This is a genomic window from Paraburkholderia sabiae, assembly GCF_030412785.1.
GTDB lineage: Bacteria > Pseudomonadota > Gammaproteobacteria > Burkholderiales > Burkholderiaceae > Paraburkholderia > Paraburkholderia sabiae.
In genome coordinates, this window is sequence record NZ_CP125296.1 from 62,640 (window position 1) to 81,468 (window position 18,829).

At 64.4% G+C, this 18,829-nt stretch carries 15 protein-coding genes; 9 read left to right on the forward strand and 6 right to left on the reverse strand.

Annotated elements, in window-relative coordinates; translation table 11 throughout:
• Positions 1–351: 351 nt before the first annotated feature.
• Entirely contained in the window at positions 352–624 is a 273-nt protein-coding gene (locus tag QEN71_RS29940; RefSeq protein ID WP_201649395.1) for a hypothetical protein, read from the forward strand.
• Between the two features lie 183 nt (positions 625–807).
• Here the strand turns inward: QEN71_RS29940 and QEN71_RS29945 are convergent, their stop codons facing one another.
• Positions 808–2,928 (reverse strand): 3-hydroxyacyl-CoA dehydrogenase NAD-binding domain-containing protein, encoded by a 2,121-nt coding sequence (locus QEN71_RS29945; RefSeq protein ID WP_201649394.1) that lies wholly within the window; start codon positions 2,926–2,928, stop codon positions 808–810.
• 123 nt (positions 2,929–3,051) lie between these two features.
• Between QEN71_RS29945 and QEN71_RS29950 the strand changes: the two genes are divergently transcribed.
• Positions 3,052–3,969: a LysR family transcriptional regulator gene (locus tag QEN71_RS29950; protein WP_201649393.1), complete on the forward strand. Its 918-nt coding sequence runs from the start codon at positions 3,052–3,054 to the stop codon at positions 3,967–3,969.
• Between the two features lie 12 nt (positions 3,970–3,981).
• On the opposite strand, the gene QEN71_RS29955 is transcribed toward QEN71_RS29950, so the two are convergent.
• The 4 genes from QEN71_RS29955 to QEN71_RS29970 form a co-directional block, all read right to left on the reverse strand.
• Entirely contained in the window at positions 3,982–4,848 is an 867-nt protein-coding gene (locus QEN71_RS29955; protein WP_233471743.1) for an IclR family transcriptional regulator, read from the reverse strand.
• 129 nt (positions 4,849–4,977) lie between these two features.
• Positions 4,978–5,811 carry a sugar phosphate isomerase/epimerase family protein gene (locus QEN71_RS29960; RefSeq protein ID WP_201649392.1) on the reverse strand — a complete coding sequence of 278 codons (834 nt, stop codon included), beginning with the start codon at positions 5,809–5,811 and terminating at the stop codon, positions 4,978–4,980.
• Between the two features lie 49 nt (positions 5,812–5,860).
• Complete coding sequence (locus tag QEN71_RS29965) at positions 5,861–6,472, reverse strand: NIPSNAP family protein (RefSeq protein WP_201649391.1); 612 nt, start codon at positions 6,470–6,472, stop codon at positions 5,861–5,863.
• The gene (locus QEN71_RS29970; protein WP_201649390.1) at positions 6,469–8,220 is read right to left on the reverse strand and encodes an FAD-dependent oxidoreductase; all 1,752 of its coding nucleotides are present in this window, start codon (positions 8,218–8,220) and stop codon (positions 6,469–6,471) included. Before QEN71_RS29970 ends, QEN71_RS29965 begins: the two co-directional genes overlap by 4 nt.
• 114 nt (positions 8,221–8,334) lie before the next feature.
• On the opposite strand from QEN71_RS29970, the gene QEN71_RS29975 reads away from it, so the two are divergent.
• Entirely contained in the window at positions 8,335–9,240 is a 906-nt protein-coding gene (locus tag QEN71_RS29975) for an NAD-dependent epimerase/dehydratase family protein (protein ID WP_201649389.1), read from the forward strand.
• Between the two features lie 7 nt (positions 9,241–9,247).
• Here the strand turns inward: QEN71_RS29975 and QEN71_RS29980 are convergent, their stop codons facing one another.
• A complete protein-coding gene (locus QEN71_RS29980) occupies positions 9,248–10,285 on the reverse strand; it encodes a Gfo/Idh/MocA family protein (RefSeq protein ID WP_201649388.1) in 1,038 nt (345 codons plus the stop codon).
• Positions 10,286–10,471: 186 nt separating this feature from the next.
• Here QEN71_RS29980 and QEN71_RS29985 point away from each other — a divergent pair, with 186 nt between their 5' ends.
• The 6 genes from QEN71_RS29985 to QEN71_RS30010 all read left to right on the forward strand — a co-directional run bounded on the left by QEN71_RS29985 (position 10,472) and on the right by QEN71_RS30010 (position 18,695).
• The gene (locus QEN71_RS29985; RefSeq protein WP_201649387.1) at positions 10,472–11,791 is read left to right on the forward strand and encodes an ABC transporter substrate-binding protein; all 1,320 of its coding nucleotides are present in this window, start codon (positions 10,472–10,474) and stop codon (positions 11,789–11,791) included.
• 91 nt (positions 11,792–11,882) lie between these two features.
• Entirely contained in the window at positions 11,883–12,752 is an 870-nt protein-coding gene (locus tag QEN71_RS29990; RefSeq protein ID WP_201649386.1) for a branched-chain amino acid ABC transporter permease, read from the forward strand.
• Complete coding sequence (locus QEN71_RS29995; RefSeq protein ID WP_201649385.1) at positions 12,749–15,301, forward strand: branched-chain amino acid ABC transporter ATP-binding protein/permease; 2,553 nt, start codon at positions 12,749–12,751, stop codon at positions 15,299–15,301. Before QEN71_RS29990 ends, QEN71_RS29995 begins: the two co-directional genes overlap by 4 nt.
• The gene (locus QEN71_RS30000; RefSeq protein ID WP_201649384.1) at positions 15,298–16,140 is read left to right on the forward strand and encodes a shikimate dehydrogenase family protein; all 843 of its coding nucleotides are present in this window, start codon (positions 15,298–15,300) and stop codon (positions 16,138–16,140) included. The genes QEN71_RS29995 and QEN71_RS30000 overlap by 4 nt, the downstream gene beginning before the upstream one ends.
• A complete protein-coding gene (locus QEN71_RS30005; RefSeq protein ID WP_201649383.1) occupies positions 16,137–16,877 on the forward strand; it encodes an SDR family oxidoreductase in 741 nt (246 codons plus the stop codon). Before QEN71_RS30000 ends, QEN71_RS30005 begins: the two co-directional genes overlap by 4 nt.
• A 48-nt stretch (positions 16,878–16,925) precedes the next feature.
• Complete coding sequence (locus QEN71_RS30010; protein ID WP_201649382.1) at positions 16,926–18,695, forward strand: FAD-binding protein; 1,770 nt, start codon at positions 16,926–16,928, stop codon at positions 18,693–18,695.
• Positions 18,696–18,829 lie beyond the last annotated feature (134 nt).

The window sequence follows — 18,829 nt, forward strand, 5'->3', positions numbered from 1 at the left end:
AGTGGGCAGGTAAGCCTTTGTAAGCCCTGCGTGTGGCGCATTCGAAAAGAAATGCGCAATCGCAGTTTCTCCCTGATTCTGCCTTTTTGAATGACGGACAGCCTTCGTTTTGAAACCGTGCCCGTACTATATGAGATTCATCGCTTGAAATCTTTTAGCAATTGTCAAGTGATGAAAACACTCGCCACTGAAAAATACGCTGCACGCATTCAAAACTTCACTAACATTATTTAGCAAACTGACAGACGCAGTTTTGTTAGTCTGCCGATGTCGGACAAGCAAGGTCGTCGATGAAAAGCGCTGCAACTGATCGCAGCTTGAGCAATGCCACCTGACAATGCGAGGTTCATCATGCTGATGTGGATTGCAAACTGGGCAGCACGCCACGCTCCGACTCCCGAGAAGCAAGCCGAGCGCGCGCTGAATGAGTTGCGCATGGAACTGTTCCGCGCGGAACAGCAGGTCATGGACGCACAGTTGCGCGCCGAATATTTTCGCGCCCGTTTGCTCTTTCTCGAAGATGTCACACGACAGGGCATCGAAGCCGTATCCGATCAGCGCAAAGGACAGCAGGAATCGTCGCAACCGTCGCGGCCGGGCCCGCGGCTGAGCGCCGCGCAATAGCATTCATGGACAGCGTTATTCACGGCGCAAAAAAAAGCCGCAGCATCAATCGCTGCGGCTCTAACAATGCCACTTGCGGTACGGTCACCGCAGATTCATTCTCGGACTTTGCGCCGACTGCATCAACGGCGATTCCGTCGATTTGACTATCTTTAACACCCGCCGCTCACAGCCACTCGCTCATCACGCAGCCTGATTCAGGCTCGCAAAAGTCGCACCGCGTTCGACGAGTTCCACCAGCAGCGGCGACGGCTTCCAGAAGATCGGATCTTCCTTTTCAAACTCGCGGATATCCGCAAGCAACGCAGGCAAGCCGATCGTATCGGCGTAATGCATCGGACCGCCGCGATACGCGGGGAAACCGAAGCCGTTCATCAGCGTCACATCCACATCGAGCGGTCGCAGCGCAATGCGCTCGTGAATCACGTTCGCGCCTTCGTTGATCATCGCGGCCATGTAACGGCGCACGATCTGCTCGTCGGTGAATGCGCGCGGCGTCACGCCCGCGCGCTCGCGTTCTGTGTCGATGATCGCTTCGACTTCGGGATCGGGCATGCCACCGCGCTTGCCTTCTTCATACCGGTAGAAACCACGCGCCGTCTTCTGACCGAACCAGCCGCGCTCGCACAGTCGATCGGGAATCTGCACATAGCGCGCGTCGGGATTGCGCGTGGCCGCGCGGCGCTTGCGCGTCGCCCAGCCGATGTCGCCGCCCGCGAGGTCGATCACCTGATACGGTCCCATCGGAAAGCCCAACTCGCGCACCGCCTTGTCGATCTGATACGGCGACGCGCCGTCTTCCATCAGATGATCCGCCGCCGCGCGATACACCGCGAGCATCCGGTTGCCGATGAAGCCGTCGCACACGCCCGCGCGCACGGGCACCTTGCGCAGTTTCTTCGCGAGATCGAAGGCCGTCGCGACGACGTCGGCGCTCACGCGCGCGGGCACGACGACTTCCAGCAGCTTCATGATGTGCGCGGGCGAGAAGAAGTGCAGGCCGATCACATCCTGCGGACGCGAGATGCTCGCCGCGATCGCATCGATGTCGAGATACGACGTGTTGGTCGCGAGCACGGCGCCCTGCTTGCACACGCGGTCGAGTTCCGCGAACACGGCCTGCTTCACTGCCATGTCTTCGAACACGGCTTCGATCACGACATCGACTTCGGCAAGCGCTTCATACGACGTGCTGCCGCTGAATCGCGCGAGCTTCTTCGCCTTGGCGTCGTCGGTGAGACGTCCTTTCGCGATCAGGCCGTCATACACTTTTTCGACGTGCGCACGGCCGCGTGCGAGCGATGCGTCGTCGCGCTCGACCATCGTCACCGGCAAACCAGCGTCGAGCAGCGCGACGGCGATGCCCGCGCCCATCGTGCCGCCGCCGACCACGCCGACGGAAGCGACCGGCCTCGGTTGCGCGCTGCGCGTTTCCGGCGCTTTCTGCACTTCACGTTCAGCCTGGAACGCGTGGACGAGCGCCGAGCGCTGCGGACTGTCGAGACATTCGAGAAACTGCGCACGCTCGAAACGCAGACCATCTTCGAACGGCAACGTCAGCGCAGCTTCGACACAATCGACGATCTTCAGCGGCGACAGCAGACCGCGCGATTTCTTCGCGGCATCGGCGCGCGCGGCGGCAATCGCGGCTGCGCTCGCGTCCTTGTCGGCGAGCGCCTGCGCATCGCGCGTGCGGCGCACCGGCGCATGATCGACCAACAGTTGCTGCGTGTACGCGAGGCCTTCGGCGAGCACGTCATCGCTCTGTCCGACGCGATCGACGAGTCCGAGCTTCAGCGCCTGCTGCTCGCCGATATGCTTGCCGCTCAGCATCAGCGACAACGCCGCTTCTGCGCCGATCAGACGCGACGCGCGCTGTGTGCCGCCCGCGCCCGGCAACAGGCCGAGCAGCACTTCGGGCAAGCCGAGTTTCGCGCCCGCCACCGCGAGCCGGTAATGCGCCGCGAGCGCAATTTCGAGCCCACCGCCCAGCGCCGCGCCATGAATCGCGACGACGACCGGCTTGCTGCACGCTTCGATGCGGTTGCACACGTCGGGCAGCGTCGGCATTTGCGGCGGCTTGCCGAATTCGCGGATATCCGCGCCCGCGATGAAATTGCGCCCCGCGCCGAGGATCAGCACCGCCCGCGCCGCCGCGTTCGCTTCGGCGGCCTCGATGGCCGCGACGAGACCGCGCGGGACATCGACGCCCAGCGCGTTGACGGGCGGGTTATCGACGGTAACGAGCAGGATGTTGCCGCGCAATTCATGCGAAACGGGCGCGGTAGTGGGGGTCGGCGTCACGGTCTGTGTCTCCTCGTGCGGCAGATGAGCGGAATCGCAGACGATTGTCCTGGCGATAAACACAATTGACAATCTCAGCACGGATTGACAGAGTGTCAAGTCATCTTTGACAGTAACGCCGCCTTGGACGTCAACGCGCTCACGCTGCTGGTCGAGATCATCGATGCCGGCAACCTCAGCGAGGCTGCACGGCGGCTCAAGATGACTCGCGCCAATGTCAGCTATCACCTCAATCAGTTCGAGAAGTCGCTCGGCCTGCAACTGGTCAGGCGCACAACGCGTCGCGTCGAGCCGACCGAGATCGGGCTGAAACTCTACGAGCATGGCCGCGCGATCCGCAATTCGCTGCTGGCCGCGCAAGAGTCCGTGTCGACACTCGGCGAAAGTCTGCAGGGCCGTGTGCGTTTATCCGTGCCGAGCGGCTACGGCCAACTGGTGATGTCGGCGTGGCTGATCGCGTTCAAACGCGCGTATCCCGGCATCGTGCTCGACGTGATGTTCGAAAACCGCGTCGAAGACCTGCTGCGCGATGAAGTGGACATTGCCGTGCGCGTGATGTCGGAGCCGCCGCAAAATCTCGTCGCGCGCGATATGGGACCGGTGCGCTGGGTGGCGTGCGCGTCGACGGCGTATGCCGCGCAGCACGGCATGCCCGCCGAACTCGAAGCCCTGCGCACCGCGCCGCTGATTACGTCGGCGGTAGTCGGCAGGCAACTGCGTCTCGCTGCCTATCTGAACGACGAGCGACACGAGGTGATGCTCGAGCCCGGCGTGATCTCCGAGAATTTTCTGTTCTTGCGCGAAGCGGTTCTGGCAGGACTGGGCGTCGGACTCGTGCCCGACTACGTGGTGCATGACGACATCCGGCGCGGCGACGTCGTCACCGCGCTGGATACGTGGCGGCTCAGCATCTTCGGCACGAACATGTACATGCTCTACATGCCGAACCTGCACCACACGCGCGCGACGGCGCAGTTCATCGAGTTCATGCTCGACGAAGCGCGCAAGGCAGGACGCGGCTTGCCGTCAACGCGCGCGTAAGCACGCTTCCCGCTACACCTTCGCGACAGCTTTGGCGCGTTTCTTACCTTCGCTCGCGGGCTTCTCCGCTTTTTCAGGCGTCGCGGCAACAATGCCCGCGCGCTTGAAGTACGGCGAACTCAGCGTCGCTGCGCCCATGTCCGACGCGGCGCTCAGCAGCGACGGCGCGAGTTCCTTCAATCGCGATTCCGGCAACCGGCTGGTCGGCCCGGCAAGACTGACGATCCCCACGACTTCGTTCGTGACGGGATTGCGCACGGGCGCGGCAATCGACGTCGTGCCCGCTTCGTACGTTTCGATCGCGACGCCGTAGCCGCGCTGACGCGCGCCGTTCAGATCCTTGAGGAACTGCTGGATCGTTTTCGGTGCGCGCGGCGCGTTCAGCGACTTCGCGGCGAGTCCGCCCTGCTTCGAGACGAGTTCGATCGCGCGTTCGTCCGACAGCGTCGACAGCCACGCCTGGCCGCTTGCCGTGCAATGCAGCGGCGGCTGGCTGCCCATGTCCGGGTCGTAGCGCAAACCGGACTTCGCGCCCTGTGCCTTGCCAACGAAGGTCAGATGATCGTCCTCGACGACGCCCAGCCGCGCCAGTTCGCCGGACGTTTCCGCGAGCCGGTCGAGCACCGGCTGCGAAATGTCGAACACGCCGCTCGTCGACAGATAGATCAGCGCGAGCGACACCAGCTTCAGCGCGAGCATGTATTCGCCATGGTCTTCGTCCTGACGCACGAAGCCTTCTTCGATCAGCATCGACAGCAGCCGATGCGTGCCGCTGCGCGGAATGTTGAGCGTATCGGCGATCGCCGCGAGCGGCATGCGGCCGCCGTTCTTCGCCAGCAGTTCGAGCACTGCCAGCGCCCGCTCCAGATTGCCTGCCATGTGGGTAGTCTCATTCAATCAGTCATGCGCAAATGAGAACACGATTCCACACTGGAATTCAAGCGGATTCGTGCTTCAGGCCGCATGACAGGTCATCGCGTGAGTGGCGATAAACGCTCAGTTTGTCGCTCAGGTCGTCGCGTAAGCCTGTTCGATGACGGCAAGCGTCGCTTCGCGCAAGCGGCGCGCGCGTTCGACTGCGGGTGTCGTCTTCGCCCACTGCTCGGTCGGCACTTCGATGCTGACGGGCAGATGATCCGGCAACGCTCGCAGAATGCCCGCGAGATCGAGACCGCCTTCGCCCGGAATCATCCGTTCGCAGCGCGCCTGGAAGAGCAACGTGTCGAGGTCCGTGGGACGCTCGGCGGGCGCGTCGCAGAACTGCACGTAGCCGAAGTAGTCGCGCGGCAGCGAGCGCAATTCATCCAGCGAACAGGCCGCGCGATCGAAATGCAGCGGATCGATGATGAGCCCCGTATTGCGCTTGCCGCTCGCCTTCACGACGCGCGCGCCCTGCGTGATGTTCTTCACGTCCGTCCATGGCATCGGTTCGAGCGAAGGCGAAAGGCCGAGCGGCGCCGCAAGATCGCACAGCTTGCCGAGGTTGTCGACGGTGCGCGCTTCGTCGGGATCGTTGCCCGCTACGAGCACGTAGCGCGCGCCGAGTTCGGCGGCCGTTTCGAGCATCGGTTTGAACGACGCGACATCCGTCTCCGGCTTGAGGCGGATGATCTCGACGTCGAGCACGCGCATGCCCGTGTCCTTCAGCACCGCGAGCGTTTCGCGCCGGAGCGGCGTATCGCCGACGATGTCGTGCCGCACTTCATGATCCGTCGCGGGCAACAGACGCAGGCCGACGAAGTCGTAGCCCGCGTCGACTGCGCATTGAACCATCTGCGGCGGAGCGAGTTCGAGTGCCGTCAGCGCCGACAGCGACAGCGCCCGCGATTGAGCCTGGCTCATGGTGTCTCCTTTATCCGTTTTCGTGTTTCGCGTTTCGTGTTCAGTCCGTTCAGCGCAGCGGCGAGAAAGGCGCGGGCATGTAGATCGTCGATTCCATCGTCGTCAGATGCGCGGGTCCGCCCTTCGGCGGCCAGATGCCGTCTTTCACGGCTTCCGCGCGAATCCGCGAACGCTCGTCGACGCTCGCGTACGGCCAGATGTTCAGAAAGCGCGGCACGGTGCCGTCGAGCGAATACATCGCGCCGATCAGCGGCGAACGCTTCGTGCGCTCGGGAACGGCTTGTTCCCATGCGTCGATCGTATGTTGAAGGCTGGCGAGCTTCGTGCCGTACACGCGCATTTCATAGATGCCGCCATGCACGGCGGGTTCGATCGGCGGCAAAAACGGGAAGAGCGCGTAGCTTTCCACCTTCACATCAACGACGAACTCGCCGCATCCGAACGGATTGCCTTCGAGCAACAGACGCTTGCGCTCGTTCACCAGCGCCGCTTCCGATTCGAAGCCGCGCAGCACCATCACCTTGCCGAGCGCGCCGATATCCGAATACCAGCAGCCGAGCAGCGTCGCGCCCGCCTGATTGCCGTTCGCCTTGATGCTTTCGAAAACCTGCGCGTTCGTGCCGATTTTCACCGCCAGCATGACCGTGTCATACAGTGTCATTGCAGTGTTCCTTTGATGTGAATGGATGAGCAGGCGCGCGTCTCGTCATGCGTCGCGCCAGCGAGAAAAAGTCCCGCGAGATAGCCGAACGTCATCGCCGGTCCGAGCGTGATGCCTCCGCTCGGATAGCAGCCGCCCATCATGCTCGCGCTGTCGTTGCCGACTGCGTAAAGGCCGGGAATCGCGCGGTCGTTGCGGTCGAGCACGCGCGCGTTCGCATCGGTGGCGAGGCCCGAGAAGGTGCCGAGACTGCCGGGCAGCAATTTCACCGCGTAGAACGGGCCACTTTCGATCGGCGCGTTGCACGGATTGGGCTTGTGTTCCATGTCGCCTTGCACGCGGTTATACGGCGTCGAGCCTTTGTGGAATTGCGGATCGAAGCCGTCTTTCGCGTAGGTGTTGTAGGCCGAGACGGTGTTCTCCAAACCTTGAGGGTTGATGCCGCATGCCGTAGCGAGTTCGGCGAGTGTCGCGCCGCGCTTCAGGTAGCCGGAGCGGACATACGGCGTAACCGGGAACGGAAACGGCTTCGAAAAACCCAGCCCATAACGCCGCTGAAAACGCTGATCGCAGATCAGCCACGCGCACACTTCCTGGCCCGCAGGCGTGGTGCCGAGCAAAGCCGAAATGAAATCGTGATACGACGACGCTTCGTTGACGAAGCGCTGCCCTGCGCGCGTGACGGCAATCACGCCGGGCTTCGCGCGTTCGATCAGATGCGGAAACGCGACATCCGGCGCGCCGCCACGTTGCGGCACGAGCGACACAGGCGCCCACGCAGCGGGCGCATCGAGCGACCCGTCGAACATTCCGCCGATCGATTCGCCGAGCCGAATGCCGTCGCCCGTATTGCTGAGCGGCGCCGCCGACCAGTGCTCACGCCCCGACGGCGTATAAGCGAACTCGCGTGCGCGCCGTTCGACGTCGTGCGGAAAGCCGCCGCAGGCGAGCACGACGCCGCGCGCCGCACGCACTTCATGCACGACACCTTCGATCTCCACACGCGCACCCGTGACGCGCGCATCGTCGCGCAGCAAACCGATCGCTTTGGCGCGCGTGCGCAGATCGACATTGCGATCAGCCGCCGACTTCAACAGCCGCGCGACGAGCGCGTTGCCGTTGACGAGATGCATCGAGCGTCCGTAGCGCAGCTTCTGCCACGCGAACGTCGCGAGCCTGCGCGTCACATACAGCGCCGATTTCAGTGAGCGCGTCGCGCGATAAAAATGCGCGAGGTCTTGCCCCGACGCAATGGCCATTCCCTTCAGCGTGACGACGCCCAGCGGCTCGCGCAGCTTGTGAATCAGCGCGCCGAGTTCGCGCCCATCGAACGGCATCGCGCACACGGAACGGCCACCCGTTCCCGCGCCCGGCGTCGTGTGGAAATCGGGGATGCGATTGCCGTCGATAAAACGCATCGCCGTGTTGCGCTCGAAAAACTCGATCATCTCCGGGCCGCGTTCGAGCAGCGCATCTGCCTTCGCCGCATCGAACTGCGTGCCGAGTTCGTTCTTCAGATAGCCGCGCGGCGCGTCGATGTCTTCGCGAATACCCGCCGCCGTCGCGAGCAGATTGCGCGGAATCCACATCCAGCCACCCGACCACGCGGTCGTGCCGCCGAACACGTCCTCTTTCTCCGCGACGATCACGCGCAAGCCCTGGGCCGCCGCCGTGACGGCCGCCGACAGCCCGCCCGCGCCGGAACCCAGCACCAGCACATCGCATTCGAGAATCGGTTCACGTTTCATCTTCGGTTCTGCTCGTCCGGGGAATTCACCAACTATGGAACTAACTTTCTTTCTGGAATACTATTCCACAAAATGCGATCTTGCAAAGATTTTGTGACGACGAGGAGGAAAGACATGCGGGTACTGGTAACAGGCGGCAGCGGTTTTCTGGGCGCGTGGATCATGCGGCGGCTGCTGGCGCGCGGCATCGATTGCGTCGCGTTCGATCTGCACGCGAAGCCGCAACTGCTGCACGCGCTTGCGCCCGAACACGCGGCATCCGTGCAATGGCGCACAGGCGACATCGCGCAAACCGACGACGTGACGCGCGCGCTGCAAGACTGCGACGCCGTGATTCATCTCGCGGGCATCCTCACGCCGGACTGCGCGGCGAACCCGGTGCGCGGCGCGCAGATCAACCTGATCGGCACGCTGAACATCTTCGACGCAGCGCGCGCAGCGGGCCTCAAACGCGTGCTGTACGCCAGCAGCGCAGGCGTGTTCGGACCCGACGACGGCGCGACGCCGCATCCGCAAACGCACTACGGCGCCTTCAAGCTCGCGTGCGAAGGCTCAGCGCGCGCGTACTGGAACAACCACGGAATCGCGAGCGTCGGCTTTCGTCCGCTCGTCGTGTATGGCGCGGGCCGCGAAACGGGATCGAGCGCGGCGCCGAGTCTCGCGTGCCGCGCCGCCGCGCGCGGCGAGCGCTACACGATGCCGTTCACGGGCTCGACAGGCTTCGTATTCGCCGACGATGTCGCCGCCGCGTATGAAGCGGCGTTGCTGCGCGATATCGAAGGCGCACACGCATTCACGCTGGCAGGCGAGATTGCGTCCGTCGCGAGCGTGATCGACAGAATCTCGACGCTCGTCCCCGACGCGCGCATCGATGCCGCCGGTGCGCCGCTGCCGATCGCGACGGCATTTCCGCATGACCCTGCGCTCGATCGACTGCTGCCCGATCTGCCGCACACTTCGCTCGACGAAGGCTTGCGGCAGACCGTGGCGTTCTATCGTCGCGCGTTGCAGACGCAATAAGACGCCATCAACGCGCGGGCGCCACCGGCCCGCGCGCCGCCACCGCCCGATGCACGGCAAGCGTCGCGGCGAGCGTGCGCGCGGCATCGTCGGCGGAACACAGCGGCGTTTCTTCGCGCGCGATCACGGCGGCGAAATGGCCCAACTGCTCGTGATACGGATCGCCGCTGTGCGGCGTGCTGCGCTCGACCGTCAACGGCTCGTGCCAGCCCTTGCGCGCGCGGTATTCCCACACGTCGAGTTGCGGCAGCGTCAGCGATGCATCCGTGCCGATCAGAAAATGCGTGTTCACCTGCTGACGCGGATAGTGCGCCGCTTCGCCCGCGGCGAGATCCCAGTTCCACGGCGAGACCGCGCAATCGGAGACGGCGAGCGTGCCGAGCGCGCCGTTGGCGAAGCGCAACAGCACGGCGGCCGTATCCTCGACTTCGAAACCGCGCACCGCATTCGACGTCAACGCCTGCACTTCGACGATATCGCCGAGCAGGAAACGCATGATGTCGACGTCGTGGATCAGGTTGATCAGCACAGGACCACCGCCCGCGCGACGCCGCCATTCGACGTCGAAATACGCGTCCGGCTTGTAGAACGTTGCGAGCGCATTCGCCGTGACAGGCTTGCCGAGACGTCCCGACTGCACGATTTCCCGCGCGCGCCGCAAGATCGGATTGTGCCGCCGATGATGACCGACCAGCAGCGGCACGTTCGCCTCATCCGCTGCGCGAGCCAGCCGCAGCGCTTCGTCGACGTTATCGGCGATCGGCTTTTCGATCAGCGCAGGAATGCCGCGCGCAATGCACGCGAGCCCGACGTCGACGTGCGTCGCATTCGGCGTCGCGACGATCGCGCCTTCCGGGCGCACGTCGTCCAGCATCGCCTCGTAGCCTTCGAACCAGCGCAGCCCTTCCTGCTGCGCGAACTCACGCGCAGCGGGCGACGGGTCCGCAATCGCCACCACCTCCGCCTGCGGATGCAGACGCGCCCGCTCCACATGCATGCGTCCAATCGCGCCCGCGCCGATCACCGCCAGACGTCTCCTAGCCATCGTCTCTTCTCCTTGGTTGAACACCGTTCGTTTCCGCGTACCAGGTGAATACCCGGATACTCTGAAATTCGCTTTAATTGTTGAATACTATTCCAATTCGAACTAGAGTTCACCAAAAGTTTTTGATGCGCGGCGTGCTGCACGACATCGCGCGATCCACGGGATACGAAAGGAGCGGAGAGACAGATGAACGACAAGCACAAGCAGACGGATGAACTTTTCAGCCACGACACGCAAGCGGCCGACGCCGACGCAAGCGCCGGCAGCGGCACGCGCATGACGCGCCGCGACTGGCTCGCGACGGCGGGCAAGACGATCGCGAGCGGCGCGGCCGTGCTCGCGGCGCCCGCGATCGTGCGCGCGCAGGGCGAGCAGCCGCTCAAGCTCGGCCTGCTGATGGCCAAGCAGGGCGTGTGGACCGAACAGGGCGAAGTGATCGCGAACGGCGTGAAGATGGCGCTCGACGACGCGAACAACCAGGCGCGCGGCCGCCGCCTCGATCTCGTCTGGTACGACGAACCGAATCCGCAATCGGCACAGCAGAACATGCAGAAGCTGGTCGAACAGGACAAGGTGATTGCGGTGATCGGCGGGACGAACAGCGGCACGTCGCTGGCAATGTCGTCCGTCGCGAATCGCACGAAGACGCCCTACATCGCGCCGAATGCAGCCGCGCGCGAACTGACGGGCAGCAGCTGCAATCCGTACACGTTCCGCGTGCTGAGCCCGACGCCTGTGACCTGCCGCGCGCTCGCGCCGTCGCTGCTCGCGATCGGCAAGAAGTGGCATTTCCTCGTCGCGAACTACGCGTATGGGCAGGACATCCAGCGTTCGATGTCCGATCTGCTGAAGCAGTCAGGCGGCACGATGACGGGCGCCGACGTCACGCCCCTCAACACCACCGACTTCAGCTCGTTCATTCTCAAGATCCGCCAGTCGAAGCCCGACGTCGTGCTGCTCGGCCTGCCCGGCGGCGATCTGTCGACCTTCCTCAAGCAGTACGCGGAAATGGGCATGAAGGACAAGATTCCCGTCGCGTGCCCGATCATCGGCGATTCGGATTTGTGGTCGATCAACGTCGATGCCGCGACGGGCTACTACGGCAAGCCGTGGCACTTCAGCTCGCCCGGCCATTCGCCCGAAGAAGTCGCGTTCATCAAGAAGTACACCGCGAAATACGGCAAGCCGCCCGCCGACAAGGCGTGGATCGGCTGGTTCACGACGCGCGCGCTGCTTGCGGGCGTCAATCAGGCGAAGAGCACATCGGGCGCGGACATCGTGCAAAGCCTGGAGACGGTGCAATTCGGCGACAGCAGCGGACCCGCGTATTTCCGTCCGTGGGATCACCAGATGCTGCGCCGCTGGACCGTGTTCAAGGTGAAGGACCACATCACCGACAAGTGGGACTGGCTCAACCAGGTCTCGGCTGTGCCGCAGAACCCGTCGGAACTCGACAAGCTGTACGGCACGCGCCAGGAAATCGGCTGCACGATGGCCGCGCGCTGATATGCGCTCGACGGTTTCCCGCGAAACCTGATCTTCACGACGGCCGTTTGCGCGGCATAACGCGTAACGCCGTCGACACCTGGAGTACGGCATGGCAGAAATGGTGTTGTCCCAGATCGCCAATGGACTGGTACTGGGCTTTCTCTACGTGCTGCTCGCGATCGGTCTGTCGATCATCTGCGGGCTGCTTGGCATCGTCAATTTCGCGCACGGCGCGCTGTTCGCGCTGGGCGCGTACTTCGCGATCGCGCTGTCGATGCAGTTCGGCTGGGCGGCCGTGATCGTCGCGCCCGTTCTCGTCGCGCTGGTCGGCATGCTGATCGAAGTGATCTTCATCCGGCGGCTGTACGGCAAGGAGCCGTTGCTCGGCCTGATCGTCACGTTCGCGCTGTCGCTGCTGCTGACGGCGTTGATCCGGCTCGTATGGGGCGCGGGCGGCTTGCCGTTCAGTCCGCCTGCCGCGCTCAACGGCTTTCTCGTTTATGGGCCGCTGCTGATCACGAAGTACCGCCTGTTCGTGCTCGCCGCGACGGTCGCGATCCTGCTCGCGCTGTGGTGGTTCATGAAGTTCACGCCGTACGGACGCATCCTGCGCGCGGGCAGCCGTGACCCCGAAATGGTCGGTCTGCTTGGCATCAATCTGCCGCGCGTGCTGACGGGCGCATTCGGGCTCGGCGCGCTGCTCGCGGGCGCGGCGGGCGTGCTGGCCGCGCCGCTGCTGACCGTCACGCCGAGCATGGCGACGGCCGCCGTGATGCCCGCCTTCGTGATCGTCACGATCGGTGGTCTCGGCTCGTTCGCGGGCGCTGTCGTCGCGGGCCTGCTGGTCGGCATCGTCACTGCCCTGGCCGTGCAGTTCTTCCCCGAAGGGTCGTCGGTGGCGATGTATGTGCTGATGGCACTTGTTCTGCTCGTGCGTCCGCGCGGGTTGTTCGGCGAACGCTGGGAGCGTTTCGAATGAATCTCAAACTTCTCACGCGGCACCCCGTCGCGCTGCTGGCGACGTGCCTGTTCATCGTCTCGATCGCGTTGACCGCGACGGGCACGCCGCTCGAACGCGCGACGCAGATCGCCATCTACACGCTCTACGGCATGGGCGTGAATCTGCTCGTCGCGTACACGGGCCTCGTGCCGTTCGGCGCGTCGGTGTTCTTCGGCACGTCGACGTATCTGGTCGCGATTTCGCTGCAACGTCTGATCGGCAACGAGATCGTCGCGCTCGCGGCAAGCGTGATTGTCACCGGCTTGATGGCGGCGCTGATCGGCGCTGTCGTGTTGAAGCGACGCGGCCTGTACTTTTCGCTGCTGACGCTCGCGTGCTCGCAGATCGCGTTTGAAATCGCGTTCAAGTGGACGGACGTGACGGGCGGCGAAAACGGTCTGCAAAACGTGCCGCGCCCGACCTTCGCCACGACGACAGGCTTCCACGTCTTTGCGTGCGTCACCGTGGTCGCCGTCGCGTACGGCTTGTGGCGGCTCGTGCATGCGCCGTTCGGACGCGCGCTTCAGGCGCTGCGCGACAACGAACAGCGCGCCGCGAGCCTCGGCTACGACACGTATCGGCTGAAGCTCTATGCGTTCGTGATCTCGGCTGCCGTGATCGGTTATGCGGGCGGCCTGCTCTGCCTGATGCTGCAAGGCGCATACGCGAACAACCTCAGCTGGGAACACGCGGGCGACAGTCTGCTGATGACGGTGCTCGGCGGCGTGCATCAATTCCTCGGACCGCTGTGGGGCGCTATCGCGTTCATCCTGCTCGAAGACAAACTCAGCAGCCTGACGGAGCACTGGTGGCTGATGTTCGCGCCGATCATCATCGCGTTCGCGTTCTTCTCGCCGGAAGGCATTCAAGGGCTTGCGCAACGTCTGCTGCGCCGGCCTCGCTGGACGCTCGTGCGCGACACGATTCCGGCGCGTCCCGAAGTGATCGCGCCGTATCGCGCGAGCCGCATCGACATGGACCCCGACACGCCGATTCTCAGCGTGCGCGGCCTGTCGAAGCAGTTCGGTTCGCTCGTCACCGCCGACAAGATCGACCTCGATGTGTATCCGTACAAGCTGCACAGCTTCATCGGACCGAACGGCGCGGGCAAGACGACGTTCTTCAACATGCTGACGGGCGTGCTGCCGCCTTCGTCGGGCACGATCACGTTCGACGGCAAGGACGTGACGAAGCTCGCGATGTTCCGTCGCGTGCGGCTTGGCATGAGCCGCTCGTTCCAGATTCTCAGCGTGTTTCGCAATCTCACCGTGTTCGAGAACGTGCGCGTCGCGGTGCAGGCGGCGCAGCGCGAGCGCCTCGGTCTCTGGCGCGATGCGCACACGCTCGACAAGCAGAATGCGCAGACGTGGTCGCTGCTTTCCGCCGTCGGTCTCGTCGAACGCGCGGCGGCATCGTGCGAAAGCCTCTCGCACGGCGAGCAGCGGCTGCTCGAAATCGCGCTGTCGCTGGCAACGCAAGCGCGGCTTCTGCTGCTCGACGAACCACTTGCCGGACTCGCCGAAGCGGATCGCGCGACCGTCGCGCGCATCGTGCGCGAACTTGCGAATCATCATGCCGTGTTGCTGATCGAACACGACATCGACCGCGTGCTGACCATTTCCGATCGTGTCAGCGTGTTGCATCGCGGTCATCTGATTGCGGATGGTTCGCCCGCTACCGTTGCCGCGCATCCCGAAGTGATCGAGGCGTACATGGGTCACGCGAAGGGCGAACGCGCCGTCGACGCCCGCCTCGCACAACGCATCGACGCGAAGCGCGACACGCCGCAACAGAAGCGCCCGTTGCTGCGACTCGAACGGGTGAACGCCGGTTACGCGGGCAACACGATTCTCGACGGCATCGACCTGACGCTGCACGAAGGCGAAGTCATCGCGATACTCGGACGGAACGGCGTCGGCAAAACGACTGCTTTGCGCGCAGCGACGGGCGTCGCGCAGGTCAGCGGGGGTACGATTACTTTCGACGGTCACGACATCACATCGCGCGCGCCGCATGAGATCAACCGCCTCGGTCTCGCGATGGTGCCCGAAGGCCGCCGCCTGTTTCCGAACCTGACCGTCTACGAAAACCTGCGGCTTGCCGCGCGTAAAGGCGGCGCCAGCGTCGATGAGATGTATGCGCTCTTTCCGCGGCTCGCGAATCGCAAGGACGTGCGCGCCGAGCATCTGTCGGGCGGCGAGCGGCAGATGGTGGCGATTGCGCGCGCATTGATGGCGCCTGCGAAAGCGATCCTGCTCGACGAACCGTTCGAAGGGCTCGCGCCCGCCGTCGTGCAGGAAGTGCTCGACGCCGTCGTGAAGCTGCGCGAGCGCGCGAGCGTCGTGATCGTCGAGCATCAGGCGGACATGGTGCTGCCCATTGCCGATCGCGTGTACGTGCTCGTCAACGGACGCGTCGCGTATGAGAACACGGCCGATGCGCTCGCTCAGGACGCCGCGACGCAAGCCAAACTGCTCGGCATCGTCCACGACGATGCCAGTTCTACTCTGGAGGTGAAATCAGCATGACCGAATCCAATGCAACGAACGTCGCCGTATCGCTCGACGAAGGACTCAGCGGCGCGACGCGCGTGGTCTTTATCGTCGGCGATCCGATTGCGCAGGTGCGATCGCCGAAAGGCGTAACGGCCGCGCTGCGCGAAGCGGGACGCGATGCAATCGTGGTGCCCGCGCACGTCGCTGCCAACGATCTCCCCGCATTCTTCGCGGGCGTCGCGCCGATGCGCAACGTCGACGGCGTGATCATCACGGTGCCGCACAAGTTCAGCGCCGCCGCGTACTGCAAGAGCTTTTCCGAAGAGGCCGCGTTTCTCGGCGCGGTGAATACGCTGCGCCGCACGCCCGACGGCGCGTGGCACGGCGGCATGTTCGACGGCACAGGCTTCGTTGCGGCGCTCGTCGATGCGGGCTGCGATCTGCAAGGCAAGCGCGCGCTGCTGGTCGGCGCGGGCGGTGCGGGCTCGGCGATCGGGCACGCGCTCGTTCAGGCAGGCGTCGCGTCGCTCGATGTGCTCGACAACGATACGTCGCGCACCGGATCGCTGGTGACGCGGCTCGCCGCGCTGCAACGCGGCGCGGTGCACACGGCGTCGAAGGACGTCGCGGCCGAATCGTTCGATGTCGTCGTCAATGCATCGCCGATGGGCATGCGCGCGGACGATCCGCTGCCCGTCGATGTCTCGCGTCTGCCCGCATCGACATTTGTCGGCGATGTGGTCACGAAGCCGCCGCTCACGCCGTTCATCGAAGCCGCGCGTGCGCGCGGCTGCAAGACGGTGACGGGCACGCAGATGTTCGCGCGTGTCTGCGACCGCATGGTCGAGTTTCTGCTGGACGCGCAAGCATGAATGCGACACAGCGGGTCCCCATCGTCACGGGTGGCGCGGGCGGCATCGGTCGTGCGATTGCAGCGCGGTTGCAGCGTGACGGCTTGCGCGTCGCGCTGTGGGATCTCGATGCACACGCGGCGCGCGAAGCGGCTGCCGCATTGCCGGACGGCACGGCGATCGGCGTACACGTCGACGTGACAGATGAAGCATCCGTCACCGCCGCGCTGCAAACCACGCTCGACCGCTTCGGCACGCTCCAAGTGCTGATCAACAGCGCAGGCACGACAGGCCCGATCGCGCCCGTCGCCGACAGCGCGCTCGATGCCTGGCAGCGCTGCATCGACGTCAATCTGCGCAGCGTGTTTCTCTGCTCGCGCGCCGCCGTCGCGCCGATGCTCGCGGCGGGCTTCGGACGCATCGTGAATCTCGCGTCGATTGCGGGCAAGGAAGGCAATCCGTCGATGTCCGCGTATTCGGCGGCGAAGGCGGGTGTGATCGCGTTCACGAAGTCGATGGGCAAGGAACTCGCGCTCACGCCGGTGCGCGTGAACTGCATCGCGCCCGCTGTCATCGAAACGCCGCTGCTGCAACAGATGACATCGGAAGCGCTCGCCGCGAGCCTCGCGAAGATTCCGATGCAGCGTCCGGGAACCGCCGACGAAGTCGCGAATCTGGCCGCGTGGCTCGCGTCGGACGAATGCTCGTTTTCGTGCGGCGCGACCTTCGATCTTTCCGGCGGACGCGCGACGTATTGAGCGTGCCATGAGCGCGTAATGGACATGACGGAACGAAGGAGACAACGCATGCAAGCGAAGCAGGAATCGCGCTGGGACGAAGAAGTCGATCTGCTGATCTTCGGCGCGGGCGCAGCCGGCATGACGGCGGCACTGATCGCGCATCACGAGGGACTCAACGTGCTCGTGTGCGAAAAGACGGACGCCGTCGGCGGCATTACATCGACCTCGGGCGGCACGACATGGGTGCCCGGCACGCAACTGAGCGTCGATGCGGGCGTGCCCGACAGCATCGACGACGCGCGGCGCTTTCTGCAATCGGTCGTCGGCGACCGTGGCGGCGACGAAGCGCGCGAAGCGTTTCTGCAAAGCGGGCCGCTCGCCATCGACGAATTGCAGCGCATCAGCGACGTGCGCTTCGTCGCGGCAGCCGCGCATCCCGATTACGTGACGGGCCCAGGCGCGGCGTTCGGTGGCCGTGCGCTCGCGCCCGTTCCGTTCGACGCTCGCGTGCTCGGCGCGGATTTCGCGCGAGTCAGGCCGCCGCGCAAGGAATTCATGGGACTGGGCGGCATGATGGTGAATCGCAGCGATCTGAACTCGCTGCTGTTTCCGTTTGCGTCCGTTGGCAATTTCAAGCGGACGCTGGCCGTCGTGGGTCGCTATTTCGTCGATCGCTTGCGCTTTTCGCGCGGCACGCAACTCGTGATGGGCAATGCGCTCGCGGCACGGCTTTTCTACAGCCTGCGCAAGCGCGGCGTCGATGTGCGTTTCGACGCGCCGCTCGTCGAACTCGTGCGCGAGAACGGCAAAGTGACGGGCGCGGTGGTCGGATCGAAGAACGGCGCAACGAAGCGTATCGGCGCGCGCCGTGGCGTCGTGCTCGCGACGGGCGGCGTCACGCGCCATCCCACGCTGCGCAAGCAGCTGTTTCCCGTTGGTGCGCAACCGCTGTCGTTATCGCCCGAAACGCATACGGGCGACGGCGTCGGCAGTGCGCTCAAGCTCGACGCGCGGCTCGAAAACGGCGGCGACAGCCCCGGCCTGTGGATGCCGTGCTCGATCCGTCGTTCGGGCAACGGAGACGATCATGTGTGGCCGCACATCATTCTCGATCGCGCGAAGCCGGGGCTGATCGCCGTCAACCGGCGCGGCGAGCGCTTCGTGAATGAATCGAACTCGTATCACGATTTCGTGATGGGCATGCTGCGCGATGAAGACCAAGGCACGAGCGTGCCCGCGCATCTGATCGTCGATGCAGCGTTCATCCGCGATTACGGTTTGGGCTTGCTGATGCCGGGACGCAGCCGCGCGCGTATCGCCGAATTCGAGCGCGCCGGTTATCTGGTGAAAGGCGCGACGCTCGCCGAGTTGGCGAAGAAACTCGATGTCGACGCGGCAGGACTCGCGCGAACAGTGGAAACGTACAACCGTCACGCCGCATCGGGCGAAGATCCGGCATTCGGCCGTGGCTCCAGTCCGATGAGCCGCTTCAACGGCGATGCAGCGCAAAAGCCCAATCCGTGCATTCGACCGTTAGGCGATGGACCCTACTACGCCGTCACCGTCTGGCCCGCGGATCTCGCGTGCAGCGCGGGACTCGCGGGCACCGCGAACGGCGAAGTGCTCGATGCACACGGCGCGGTGATTCCAGGCCTTTTTGCATGCGGCAACGATCTGGCTTCGATCTTTCGCGGCACGTACCCGGGACCGGGCACGACACTCGGGCCCGCGATCGTCTTCGGATGGCGGATTGCCAAGTTCGTCGCGGGCAAGGAAGTCGGCAATTCGGCAGTCAGGCAGACACGTCCTCAAGCGTGCCTGCACGACACACCATAACAGGCGCTCTATAGATCGACAGCAAAAGGGCCGCGAGGCCCTTCTTTTTTGTAGCGCAATGTATCCGCACCGTGCGCGGATACATACGCATACATAGACCGCGCACCTCGACACAAGCGGGATACATCGGCACG